The organism is Glycomyces sp. NPDC048151 (assembly GCF_043202775.1).
In the GTDB taxonomy this organism is placed as follows: Bacteria; Actinomycetota; Actinomycetes; order Mycobacteriales; family Micromonosporaceae; genus Glycomyces.
This window is the reverse complement of sequence record NZ_JBIDBB010000015.1, coordinates 41,046-53,054: the sequence shown is the minus strand read 5'-3', so window position 1 is coordinate 53,054 and position 12,009 is coordinate 41,046. Positions and strand designations below refer to the sequence as shown.

The following is a 12,009-nucleotide window of genomic DNA, read 5'->3' as shown; positions in this document are numbered from 1 at the left end:
GATCCACATCCAAGTCGACAAGTGACACATCCTGACGTTAGGATGGATGTAATGCCTAGTAGTACCACCCAGGCATCTCCGGCGAGCACTCGTCTCGCCGATCACGCCGCCCTCATCGGCGGCTTCGATTCCCTCGAAATCCTCCCCGACCTGGGCGGGTTGAGTGTTGAGGAAACCAAGGACATCACCGCCATCTACGCCCGTCGCTCCCCGACCCGCAAGGACCGCGACGAGGTCTCGATTGACAACCAGCTCACCAACGGCCTTGAGTGGTGCGTCCAGCACGGCCGTACCCGAGTCGTCCTCTACATCGACCAGGACCGCTCTGCGTCGAACCCGGCGAAGCCGCGCGAAGCTTTCCAGCGACTCATGGCCGATATCAAGGACGGGAAGCTGAAGGAGGTCGTGTGCCGCTCGGACGAGCGGTTCCTGCGCTCACCGATCGAACGGGAGCTGTCCATCAACCTCTTGGTGGGCGCGGAAATGCCCGTCTGCTACACGCACGACGCCTACAACGACCTGACCACCTCCGGTGGTCGGATGCAGGCGCGCATCAAAGCCGCCGTCAACCGTCAAGAGGTCGAGCGACTTGCCGAGCGGCGCAACCTCTCGGAGCTGGAGCGGGTTAAGCGCGGCATGGCTGCCACGACTCCGGCCCCGTTCGGGTTGGCGCACACGAAGGACCGGTCCTCCTACGTCCACGTCGACGAGGAGGTGAAGGTCATCAAGGAGGCCGTGGACTACCTGATCGACATCGAAGGCTCGACGCTTTCTGAGGTCGCTCGCCGCTGGAACGCCGCTGGAATCACCAACCGGCAGGGGCGCCCGTGGCGCTGGCGGGCGGTCAAGGACGCGCTCTTGAACCCCCTGTTGACTGCTCGCCGCGCTTATCAGCGTCACACCTACCTGTACGAGTCGAAGACGAAGCCGGTCGAGTCGTGGAGGGCCGAGACGACGCCAGGGAACTGGGAGCCGGTGATCGACGCTGACCGGTACGAGACGCTGAAACTCATGCTGACGGCGACACGGCAAGTAGTGGGTAACGCGGCGCGCTACCTGGGAGCAGGGACCTACGAGTGCGGGGTGGGCGAGGAACACAAGCCGGTGCGCTCGCGGTGGACCCGGAACCGCTCAAGCGGTGTGAAGCTCCGCTACTACGCGTGCCACAGCGACCGCTGCGGGCAGACCCACCTCCACGTCAAGGCCGAAGAGGTGGACGAGTACGTCGTCTCGGCGCTAAAGGTCTATCTGCGCGATCCCGACCGGTTCGACGCGTTCATGATGGAGCAGTCCGGCCAGACCGCCAAGGCAGTCGCCGAACCGGAGTACGTGGCAGCGGCCAAGGCCCGCCAGGTCCTCGAAGGCCGCCGCGCCGAGCTGGCGACGGCGTTCGCAACGGGCAAGATCAGCATGTCCATGATGGTCGACGCTGAAGCGCGCATCACCAAGGAACTCGCTGCCCTGGAGGTCGCCGAACTTCCGGTCTCCCAGGTCGAGCGCGATGAGGTCCCCTGGTCCGTCATCGAAGAACAGTGGGATGACCTGGAGATCCTCGCCAAGAAGAAAGCTCTCAAGCGCGTGTTCCCCACGATCCGGGTGTTCCCTGCCCTGGCGCAGTCGCAGGGGCGTGGGAAGTTCTATACGCCTCCGGTCGAGCACTGGGTGCACATCTACGATTTCGCGGGCCGCCTGCTCCCGATCCTGGACGGTGACGAAGATCTGAACGCCGTGCGGCTCGCGCAGATCACGCACGCCGCCAAGTGCGGGGTCGAGATCCCCGGCGCGGTCGAGATGCTTGCCAACCTCCAGGCCGACCAGGGCGACGCGGAGGAGGCGGCCGTGTCTTGATGACTTCGATGCCGGCCCTTAGGATTTGAGTACACGAAAGCCCCCACCGCTTTTGGGGATCTGCGGTGGGGGCTTCGCCGTCCGAAAGGAAGTCAGCCCTGCGAGGGCTCGGACCAAGACACGTTGTCGGGGAGACGCCCGGTCTCGATGTACCGAACTGCGGCGGCCCGCGCAGTCTCGTAACTGACCCGAGCGACCGACACGGGGACCCACGCAAGCGGCTGCGCTGATGACTCGCAGACCGTGACCACTCTGGGCGTGTAGCCCTCCTCAATGCCGATCAGGTCGTCAGCGAGCCAGCGGAGGGCACCGGCCCCAGTCTCGGGATCGAGATCGACCCGGAGCACCGGTTCCCGCATGGGGTGGTCCTCGTCGTCGGAGTCGCGGACGCCGAGCCAGTACGCCATGCCGTGCGTGCCTTGCGGATTGGTCATGGTCGCGTCATCGTCCAGGAGCGAGGTCAGATCGCTGGCATCAGCGACGGGCTCATATGAGGTGTCATAGTGGATGACGAAGGCCGCGTCAATCCTGCTCATTCGATGCCCTCTCCGGTACCGGTGTACGTCCTGTAGTGACGCGTGGCCTCGCCTTCGGCGAGGTAGACGGTCATTGTCGCATCCTTGGGGATGATGTGCGGAATGGTGGCGTCGCAGCCCTCAAGTGCTTGGCACGGCTCGTTGTTGATGACGACGGAGACGTGCTCGGGACCGCCAGGGCGGCGCATGTCGGCGGCCACGTGACCCTCCGCATGGTCGCGGACGACGAACCGCCGCGCGAAATCGGGCTTGAGGCCGTCGCGGGCGTCGCGGCGGCGTCCCGAGGCGTACTCGACGGCTTCGCCGTCCTCGTCGGTGAAGGCGAACAGGCGGGTCTTGTCGCCCGATTCGCGGACTGGGAGGCGCTCAGCGAGGCGGCGCGCGTGGACAGGGACGGGTCGTTCGGGTCCCGGGTCTGGTGATGGCGTCGGCGGGGTGGGCGGTGGGCCGCTGCCGCCACCCCCTGTACCGCTGGCGTGTCCTCGTGCGGCTTCGGCGGCGGCGATGGCGCCTTCAAGCTTCTGCGCAATGGTGCTCGTCTGGCCTTGACCCTCCTCCAATGCCGACACAGTCGCGCCGAGCTGGGCGGCGGAACCGGAGACACCGATTGCAGCGAGCTCGTTCCGGGTGTCTTCGGCTAGCTCTTTCGAGGCGCTGATCTGGTTGAGGAGTTCCCGAGTTTGGTCAAGGCAGGTACGGATTGCGGTCAGGAGGGTGTCGATTGAGGGCACACGGGCTCCGTCCGGGCAGCGGTCGAGGGGTGGTGGAAATCCTAACCGATTTCGGACGAAACCCGTGCGTCGTGCCGCTGCTAGGCCGGTTCGGTGACGACGCTGGGGGTGCCGGTCGGGCCGACGCCGGAGGTCGCCACGGAGGTGAGAAGGGAGGCAAGGGTGGCGAGTCCGGTGATGGACGCGGTGGCGGCCCAGTCGATGTCGGTCAGGCCGAGGCCGGCGGTCGCGGTGACGAGTGCGAGGCCGGTCTGCGCGGCGGTGCGGACGGCGCGCTCAAGCGCGTCCGCCCAGAAGGAGCGGGTGAACAAGGCGGGTTCTCCTTGGGGTTGAGGGTGAGGGTCAGAGGCGCTGGAGGAGTCGTCCGGACAGGACGGTGGCGCGGGAGGTGCCGTAGGCGGTCATGCCTGTGGTCGAGGACTGGTAGTAGCCGCGGACGGCGGTTGTCCCGGCGGTCATGGAGACGTAGGCCGAGCAGTTGAGGAACGTCGCCATGCCGCCGCCGACGCGGACCATCTGGTCCCCGGCGACGCGGGTCCCGGCCGAGGATTCGTCCCCGGCGTAGAGGTTGGCGAACGCTGGGTTTGCCGAGGACGGGCTGTGGGACAGGGAGACTTGGAGCTTCCATTCCCAGATCCCCGTGTAGGGCACGGTGATGTATTGGGCGGGGACGGTGACGGAGAAGTTGGACAGGCTGGTGAGGATGTTGTTCCACGTCAGGTACCCGGAGGTCCCGAGGGTGGTGTTCGAGCCGAGGTAGAGGTGGATCATCGGCGCGTCGGTGACCCAGTCGGCGTGGCTGGCGAGGGTGTTCATCTTGGCGGCGCTCACGCGCTCGCCCGCGCTGAACGCGGGCTTGGTGGGGATGGCGGAGACCATGAGGGGGCGGCTCCAAAGAAGGGGGCTACTTGGCGAGGACGGTGTTGAGCCCGAGTTGCTCGTTCGCGTCGTCGAGGACCCAGTCCCCGACCTCGGGGGCCCCGGCGACGGTGTAGCGGGCGGCGGCGAGGTACATGTTCGCGGCCATGAGCGTCCCGGTGTTCCCGATGACCAGTGAGGACGTGGTCGTGACGGCCTTGACCTGGTTCCCGGAGAAGTCGCGGGCGTGGACGATCGCGGGCGGGTACTCGACCACGGTGGGCAGGGTCAGGGTTGCGGCCCACCAGGTCTCGGGGCAGACGAAGGAGTAGCGGGCGAGGACGAAGCCGTAGGCCGAGGCGACGTTGGCTTGGAGGCTGAGGGCTCCGGTGCCGGTTCCGGCGGTGTATTCGGCGGCGGTGCGGTGGACGATGATGCCGGGCGCGTAGGTGTCCCAGCCGGTGACCTCGGCCTCGTGGGCGTCCTCGATGGCGGCGGCCCAGTCCTCGGCGGCGGTCGCGATCCGCTCGAAGTATTCGACGAAGTCCCGCCCCCAGGGCTGCGGGCGGGGGATGGTCCGGTCACTCACTCGCGGTCTCCTCGGCGGGGTCGAGGACTCCGGCGGTCTCGGCAGCGTCGAGGATCTCGGCCTCGGCGGCGGTCGCGGCGCCCGAGACGGGCTCGAACTCGGCCGAGAGCAGGAGCGCGTCCCCGGCGGCGAAGGGCACGTTGGGGACGGCGATGCCGTTGACTTGGGTGTCGAAGGTGGTGGGCGCGGCCGAGACCGGGGTGAGGACGCCGGCGGCGGAGCGGTGGAATGCGGTGGCGATGGTGAACCCGTTCCACGTCAGACCGCCGGGCGGCAGGAGCCGGAGCCGGGTGCGGCCGGCCCCGGTGGGGAGGGCGGCGGTGAAGGTGACGTACGCGCTGATGTGGGCGAGGAGATGATGGGCCCGCCAACGGCACAGCGAGTCGGTCGCGGTGGTGATGCCGGTCGTGGTGTCGTCGTCCCACAGCAGCAGCAGGGGGATGTCGATCCAGGGCTCGGCGGGGAGCCCGAGGGCCTCGACGGCGACGAGCGCGGTCTCTACGTCGTCGGCCAGGTTCGTCATGTCCGCGTGGGGGGTGAACGGGTCGGTGCGGACCGGGTGGCGGATCTGGAAGCGGGGCGTGCTGGCGACCATCAGGGAGCCCACCCTTCGACGACTGCCCGCGTCCCGGTGAACCGCACGAGCGCGGTCGTGTTCGCGCCGGGCGCGGCCAGGTGGGCGGGCACCGTGGCGGTGATGGTCTCCGCGTCGGGGGCGGTGAGGTCGACGTACCCGCCGCTCGGTGCGGCGGTGATGGGGAGGCGGTAGGTGTATTCGCGCAGCGGCCGGGGCTGGGGTGGCCGGGGGCGGCGCGGGGGCGGGGGTGTGCGGCGGCTACGCGCCATATTCGGGCACCTCGTACTGTGCTTCGTCGATGGATTCGAGGTCGAGGACCATGTCTCCCAGGCCGAGCGGGAGCGACACGGCGCTGATGACGTACCGCGGCGGGGCGCTCGACGCCCCGGGGAGGGCGATCACGTTGCCCGCCTCGATCCACCAGTACGGCGGGGCCGAGACCGTCAGGCGCTTGGCGGGGCTGGTGTAGTCCGGGAGCATCTCCGTGATGGCGGCCTCGGCGAGGGCGCGGGTGTGGAGCAGGTCCGAGCTGTAGAAGGCGGGCTTCGCGCCGAACCGGGAACCGTAGGCGTAGGCGCCCGTGGAGGCGGGCCGCCAGGAGTACCAGAATTTCTCTTCGCTCTCGCCGGGCTGGATTACGAGCGCGTTGTACTGGTCCTCGCGGGAGAACTTGACCGCGTCGACCCTGAAAGCGGCGGGGTCGGTGAGCGTGTAGTCGGCCCTGGTGCGGTTGGAGCTGAGCCGGTAGTAGGAGGCCGGGTCCCTGCGGATGGTGAGCGCGCCCGCCTTGTCGAAATAGGTCTGTGACCGGTTGCGGTCGTTGAGCAGCTCGAACATGTCGATGCGCTCGCGGTCCTCGGTGATGGGGACGCGGATGATGGAGGCGTAGAGCGGGCCCCAGGTGGTGTCGGCGGTGATGGCGGCGTGGGTGGTGCCGGGCGGGGCGATGCCGAGGATGGCGAGGAGGCGGCGGATCGCCTCCAGGTACGTCCAGCCTTTCTTAGCGGTCCAGGGGAATTTGAATCGGTCGTCCACGACCAAGGTCAGTTCGTCGGCGAGCTGGGCGGCGACGGCGGGGGCACCGGGGGTCCACTCGGTGCTGATCGCGCGGAACCGTCCGAGCGGCACCGTGTGCGTCTCGTCGCCCTGGCGGACGGTCACCTGGAGGTCGGCGGTCCACCCGGAGTCGAGCCCAGCGGCGAGTGCCTTAGGGGTGAGGGTCTGGAAGACCGCGTCTGCGGTGCGGACGACTTTCCCGGGCCGAGTGAGGGTAAGGGTCCCCGAGATCGGGACGCGGGTGGCGACGACGGTTCCGGTGTCGCGGATCGTGGCCGAGCACTCCAGTTCGAGCTGCGTGCCCCGCACCCAGGGCGTGAGGTCAGGAGTAGCCAACGCGCACCCCGCTCTCGCCCTCGGGTAGGGGCGGGCCGCCATCGGCGACGGCGGCCATCTGCGCGTGGGTGTAGGTCACCACATCGGGGTCGGCGTCCATGTCCATGTAGGAGTCCCAGCCGCCCGTGTAGACGGTCTGGTAGGTGGCCGAGACCTCCGCGAATACCCGCGTGGTCGCATGGACCGGGCTCATAGTCCAGGTCCACTCGAACATCCCCTGGTCGGGTGGGCCGATCGCGGTGCGCGAGACGTTCTCCAGGAGGTACCACGGCGCGACCATGAGCGGCTCGTCGGTGACGCCGGGCCACTGGACGCACAGGGGGTTGTCCCTGATGAGGTCGCGGACGCGGCTGGCCTCCTCGAACGACCACGTATAGAAACTGAACTCGACCGCCCCGGGGCGGCGGACTCCGGCTTGGCCGTACCCGAGTCCCTGTGTGGCCGAGGAGAGGCCGTAGAAGACGTTGACCTCGGCGTTGAAGGAGAAGTTCGGCGCGGCCTTGAGCAGCAGTCCGATCGGGCGGTCCGCGTACTCCTTGGATTTGACCCACACGTACTGGCCGTGCCCGTGGACGGCTGGGATCGAGCGGACGACTGTCGACCCGGCGGTGGCCCGGTAGTAGACCGGGACGCCCAGCGGGGGCGTGAAGTCCAGGACGAACGTGCCTTCGGGGTCGACGCCGTACGTCCCCAGGCTGGTCGCCACCGAGCTGGGACCGCCGTACTCGGAGAGGTCGGCGAAGGACACCAGGGCAACGGACGGGTACTCCGCGAGGGGGTTGACCAGGTGGATGACGTTGGCGCGGCGGGTGGGGTCGGTGGCGACGGTGATCTCAAGGGGCATCTATCGGGCTCCAGCGGCGGCGAAGGCGGCGTCTCGCTCGTCGAGGACGCGGATCTCGGTACGGACGAGGTCGGTCAACTCCTGGTCGCCCAGGTAGACCCGGACGGCGACGTTCGGCACGGACACGGAGGTGTCGAGGTCGAACGTGGCGAGGGAGTCGGCCGCGCCCGCGAGCGTCGAGGCGTCGAACGCGCTCACCGCCGAGGCGGCGTCCGCGATGGAGTACGTGGCCGCGAGCGGGGAGAGCGCGGCCGAGACGCCGGAGGTGTCGGTCTCCAGGCCGACCAACCCGGTAAGGTCGGAGGCGGAGAACGGATTCAGGTCGATATTGGACACCTGGTCCGAGACCCACGAGGAGACCGAGCCCCAGGCCGAGGACAGGCCGTCGATGACCCAGTCGACCAGCTCGCGGCCGATGTCCTTGAAGGCCGATCCGGCGTCCTTCCAGGCGTCGAGCAGCTCGGGGACCAGCTCCATGAAGGCGTCGACCGCCTCGGGCAAGGCATCGATGAGCGCCGATGCGATCTGGGGAATCATGCCGACGACGGTGCGGACGATCGAGGGGATCGCGCCGATCACGGCCGTGAGGATCTGCGGGACGAGCAGGAGCAGGGCCACGACGATCTGTGGCAGCATTGGAACAAGTGTGCTAATGATCGCGGGGACCATCGAGACCACTGATTCCACAATGGACGGAATGGCGGCCACGGTTGACTCGATGAGCATCGGGACGCTCGAAATGAAAGCGCTTACCAAGCTCGGCAAGGCCCCGAGGATGCCGGTCACCAAAATCGGAAAAAGTGACACAAAACCGGACACAATAACGGGAATCGCATTCACGATCGCAGTCAGCAGCGGCGGGACGAGCTGGACGATCGCGGAGACGAGACTCGTTGCGGCCGTGCCGATTCCGGCGACGATCTGAGGGAAGACGCCCATGAAGGCGTCGACCAGGAGCGGGATGTTCGTGGCGAGGTAGGACGCGAGCTGGCCGACGAGCCCGACCGCGAGGGCGAGCAGGGTCGGGGCCGCCTGGACGGCGCCCTGGCCCAGGATGGACAGGCTGTCCACAATGGCCTGAAGGATGAGCGGGCCGCCCTCGGCGAGCGAGTCGACGAGCGCGGGGAGGACCTGGGCAAGCGTGCCGACCGCCTCGCGGATGATGCCGGGGAGTTGGACGGCCAGCTCTTGCGCGAGGATGGGGAGGTTCTGGATCGCGGCTACGACCTGGTCGCCCGCGTCGGCGACTGCGGGGCCGATGGCGACGCCGGAGACGAGCAGCGCGCCGGCGGCGAGGGCGGCGCCCATGAAGCCGCCGCGCAACAGGTCGAGGCCCTTGCGGGCGATGCCTCCGGCGTTGCGGCCCAGTGTGGTCAGGGCGTCGGTGGCGACGCCGCGTGCGAAGGCGCCGAACCGTGCGAGCCCCCGCGAGGTGGCGGTGAGGGCGTTGAGGAGGCCGTTCGAGAGGCCGTCCGCAGCGCGCCCGGCGGCGCGGTAGAGGCCCATCATGGCCTGTGCGGGCCCGTCCTGGACCATCCAGCGCAGCCCCCGCCCGGTCGCGAGCGCGGCGTTCTGGAGGCCCTTGAGGGTCTGGGAGCCGAGCGCGGCGAACTCTTGGCGGGTCTTGGGGATCGCCTTCCATGTGGCGACGAGCCCGGAGCGGACGGCTTGGACGCCGCCCTTCGCGGCCCGGACGCACGCCTGGTCGAAGCGGTAGACCGCGTCCCACCCGGCGCTGATGACATCGGGGAGCCGATCGAAGGCACGCCAGAGGACCCGGTCGACTTGGAGGGCAAGGAGCTTGGTCCGCTGGTAGGCGTTCCAGGTGCCCTGTGCGAACTGGGAGAGGGTGCGGACGGGGTGGAGGACCTTGTCGCCGAAGCCCGCGACGGCCAGGGCGGCGGTGTCGAGGGCCTGAGCGGCGCGGCCGACTGGTTGCGGCGTGGTCCGCCAGGACTCGACGAAGTAGGTGAAGGTGCGCTTGAAGCCGCCGCCGAGGGTCTTCGCGCCCTCGACGACGCGGCCGTTGAAATGGCCTACGGCCTCGGCGCCTTCGCCGAGGTGGTCGAAGAGGCGGCCCGCGACGAGCAGCAGGGGGCCGATCACGGCCGCGAGCAAGGTCAGGCCCGCCATGAGCGCGAGCGTCCCGCCGTCCATGCCCGCGAGCCATTCAGTGACGGCCGCGAAACCGGCGATGATCGGGGTCAGGAATTCCGCGACAAAGCCCGAGTCAATGAGCGTGCCGATCGCGGTATTGAGGTCCTTGAACGCGGCGACGAGCGCGGTGTTCTCGTCGGCGAGTGCGCCGCCGATAAGGAACGACAATTGGTTCTGGAGGATCATCAATTGGCCCGACATCGTCTCGATACCGGCTGATGCCTTCCCCGCGAATTCCGGGTTTTCGTTGAGGTACTGGTAGACCTTGGGCATGACATCCTCGGCGAGCGCCTCGCCGCGAGCGGTCATGTCGCGCAGTTCTTGAGTGGTGATGCCGAGCGCTCGGGAGAACAGGCCCCAGGAGTCGACGCCCCATTCGGAGATCTGCAACATCTCCTCGGCCTGAATCTTTCCCTTCTGTGCGATCTGCACAAACGCCCGAATCACACCATTGACGGCCTCCGCTGAGAGGTGATACTTTCCAGTGACGTTGTAGAGTCCCTCCATCGCATAGCGGATCTCGTCCACGTTGCCGCCGAAGGCGGGCCACAGCTTGATCGCGCCTTCCAACATCGTGTTGAAAGAGGTGCCCCAGGCGTTGGACTTGCCGTACAGCTCATCGACAAAGGCCGTCGCGGCGGACGCCTCCATGCCGAACTGATGGAAGATGTTCCGCGCGGAACTGACCGACTTCGCCATTTCCCAGCCGTCCGCGACAATGTGGCCGACAGCGAGCGACACTGGCGCGAACGCGATTGTCGCCTCCCCGCCAAGGGAAGTGAGCCGGTCGCCGATCCGGTCGAACGCGGCACCGAGGTTCCGGGTGATGTTCCGTTCGATGTCGCGCGAGATCTGCGCGGTCAGACTCTGGGCACGCTTGAGCATCGAACTGTCCAGTAGGGTCAGTTCGATGTAGCCGGTCGCGAATTTCGCTCCGCCGGTAGCCATCAGCCGATGGACCTCACATGCGTGCCGTAGTGGGAGAACAGGGCCCGGAACCCCTTCTTCCTGCGGCCCTTGGCCTCCTGGCCGGGACGCGGGACGGGGTCGGGCTTCGCCACGGGGTTCTTCTTCGCGCCGTGCGCGGTAAGGAGGGCCCCGATCAGGTAGTTCGTCTGCCGTGCGGTGTCGAGCTGCGCGGCGGCGAGGTGGGTGGGGGCGTCCCAGTCGTCGGCCCGGCCGCTGATCGCGCGCAGGCTCCGCGACTGGGGCGGGAGGCGCACGAGGAGCCCCGCGAACCGCGCGTAGCGCAGCCGCGGGGTCCCGAGCAAGCCGAGGTCGAGCCCGTAGTGGTGGAGGAAATCGTGGTCGAGGTCGGCGGTGTGCGCCCGCGCGATGCGCGCGAGCGCGATCATTCCCCCGGCGTCACGCCCTGGTCGGCCGCGGCGCGGTTGATCGCCTTCCACACGTCCATCGCCCGGCCGCCGGCGGATCGGAACCGCTCGTAGTCGGGCCCGAGGATGGCGCGCGCCATCGCGACAATCGAGCGCGGTGACACGGCGTTGACGTTGTCGGGCATGGCCTCGAACGCCTCGTCCGGCCATTCGTCGGCGCTCGGGATGAAGAACGTCTCCCCGTTCTCGGCGCGGATCTGGACGCCGGGGCTGGCGTCCGCGCGCAGCTCGGCCATGCCGTAGGTCGGCAGGACCGGGCCGAGCGCCGCGCCCTGCGGGGCGGGGACGGCGACGGCGACGGCGGGGCGGGTGAACATCGACGGGGCGGCCGGGGTGGTGGTGTTGGGGTGCATGGGGAAAGGGGCTCCTTGGCTGAGGGGTGGGTTACTCGGACTCGCGGAGGGCGGTGATCGTGGTCAGCTCCTCCTCGCCGCCGCCGATGACCGAGGTCAGGGTGGTGGTGCCCTCGCCGACCACGACGGGGTCGTTCGTGATGAGGGTGAGGAGGTCGTGGCTGGAGCCGAGGGCGGCGATGGTCACGCCCCAGGTCACGGCCGAGGCCGAGGTGAACGCCGGGGACTCCAGCTCGGTCACCTGCGAGCTGGGCATGATGAGCCGGTAGACCTTCGGCGTGGTGCCGTCCGCGAGCGTGCCGTCCTGGAACTCCAGGACCGTGATCATCTTCTTGCGGGCCACATTGGACTGGACGCCGATGCGGCCGATGCCCGCCGCGGGGATGGACATGATCGCGCCGTAGAACAGTTCGAGGGCGGCGCGGTTGGTCTCCAGGGCCGCGAGGGTGAACGCCGCGGTCCTCGAAGTGATGAGGGTGCGGACGATGCCCTTCTGCCAGGACAGGATGTCCTCGGTCTCGTCGGCGAACTCGTGCTCCACCGCGTCCTCGCTCAGGAGGCCGAGCTGATTGAACGGGGTGGTCGTGATGGTCTCGATTGCGGTCGAAGGGGTCTCAAGCTGGGCCTTGACCGTGGGGTAGATGAGGCCGAGGTCGTCTTCGAGGTAGAAAACCTGGCCCGTGGACGCCACGCGTACAGCGGCGTTGTCGAACTCGTATGCCATTGGGAG

14 protein-coding genes are annotated in these 12,009 nt (G+C 68.3%); 1 reads left to right on the top strand and 13 read right to left on the bottom strand.

Going from position 1 to position 12,009, the window contains the following annotated elements; all coding sequences use genetic code 11:
* Positions 1-1,848, top strand: a 1,848-nt coding sequence (locus ACGGCP_RS26775) for a recombinase family protein (RefSeq protein ID WP_392971779.1), incomplete at its 5' end; no start/stop codon positions are given.
* A 92-nt stretch (positions 1,849-1,940) separates the two neighbouring features.
* Here the strand turns inward: ACGGCP_RS26775 and ACGGCP_RS26770 are convergent.
* The 13 genes from ACGGCP_RS26770 to ACGGCP_RS26710 form a co-directional block, all read right to left on the bottom strand.
* A complete protein-coding gene (locus ACGGCP_RS26770) occupies positions 1,941-2,384 on the bottom strand; it encodes an Imm1 family immunity protein (protein ID WP_392971776.1) in 444 nt (147 codons plus the stop codon).
* Positions 2,381-3,115 (bottom strand): DddA-like double-stranded DNA deaminase toxin, encoded by a 735-nt coding sequence (locus ACGGCP_RS26765; protein WP_392971773.1) that lies wholly within the window; start codon positions 3,113-3,115, stop codon positions 2,381-2,383. Before ACGGCP_RS26765 ends, ACGGCP_RS26770 begins: the two co-directional genes overlap by 4 nt.
* Positions 3,116-3,195: 80 nt before the next feature.
* Complete coding sequence (locus ACGGCP_RS26760) at positions 3,196-3,426, bottom strand: holin (RefSeq protein ID WP_392971770.1); 231 nt, start codon at positions 3,424-3,426, stop codon at positions 3,196-3,198.
* Between the two features lie 31 nt (positions 3,427-3,457).
* A complete protein-coding gene (locus ACGGCP_RS26755) occupies positions 3,458-3,994 on the bottom strand; it encodes a hypothetical protein (RefSeq protein ID WP_392971767.1) in 537 nt (178 codons plus the stop codon).
* Positions 3,995-4,019: 25 nt separating this feature from the next.
* Positions 4,020-4,562 (bottom strand): hypothetical protein, encoded by a 543-nt coding sequence (locus ACGGCP_RS26750; RefSeq protein WP_392971765.1) that lies wholly within the window; start codon positions 4,560-4,562, stop codon positions 4,020-4,022.
* Positions 4,555-5,157 carry a hypothetical protein gene (locus ACGGCP_RS26745; RefSeq protein WP_392971762.1) on the bottom strand — a complete coding sequence of 201 codons (603 nt, stop codon included), beginning with the start codon at positions 5,155-5,157 and terminating at the stop codon, positions 4,555-4,557. The genes ACGGCP_RS26750 and ACGGCP_RS26745 overlap by 8 nt, the downstream gene beginning before the upstream one ends.
* Positions 5,157-5,408: a hypothetical protein gene (locus ACGGCP_RS26740; RefSeq protein ID WP_392971759.1), complete on the bottom strand. Its 252-nt coding sequence runs from the start codon at positions 5,406-5,408 to the stop codon at positions 5,157-5,159. Before ACGGCP_RS26740 ends, ACGGCP_RS26745 begins: the two co-directional genes overlap by 1 nt.
* On the bottom strand, positions 5,398-6,531 hold the full coding sequence (locus ACGGCP_RS26735) for a hypothetical protein (protein ID WP_392971756.1): 1,134 nt from the start codon (positions 6,529-6,531) through the stop codon (positions 5,398-5,400). Before ACGGCP_RS26735 ends, ACGGCP_RS26740 begins: the two co-directional genes overlap by 11 nt.
* Entirely contained in the window at positions 6,518-7,375 is an 858-nt protein-coding gene (locus tag ACGGCP_RS26730) for a hypothetical protein (RefSeq protein ID WP_392971753.1), read from the bottom strand. The genes ACGGCP_RS26735 and ACGGCP_RS26730 overlap by 14 nt, the downstream gene beginning before the upstream one ends.
* Positions 7,376-10,480: a tape measure protein gene (locus tag ACGGCP_RS26725; protein WP_392971751.1), complete on the bottom strand. Its 3,105-nt coding sequence runs from the start codon at positions 10,478-10,480 to the stop codon at positions 7,376-7,378.
* Positions 10,480-10,887, bottom strand: coding sequence for a hypothetical protein (locus ACGGCP_RS26720; RefSeq protein ID WP_392971748.1), 408 nt, complete (start codon positions 10,885-10,887; stop codon positions 10,480-10,482). Before ACGGCP_RS26720 ends, ACGGCP_RS26725 begins: the two co-directional genes overlap by 1 nt.
* A complete protein-coding gene (locus ACGGCP_RS26715; protein ID WP_392971745.1) occupies positions 10,884-11,279 on the bottom strand; it encodes a hypothetical protein in 396 nt (131 codons plus the stop codon). Before ACGGCP_RS26715 ends, ACGGCP_RS26720 begins: the two co-directional genes overlap by 4 nt.
* A gap of 31 nt (positions 11,280-11,310) precedes the next feature.
* The gene (locus ACGGCP_RS26710) at positions 11,311-12,003 is read right to left on the bottom strand and encodes a hypothetical protein (protein ID WP_392971742.1); all 693 of its coding nucleotides are present in this window, start codon (positions 12,001-12,003) and stop codon (positions 11,311-11,313) included.
* Between the last annotated feature and the right edge of the window lie 6 nt (positions 12,004-12,009).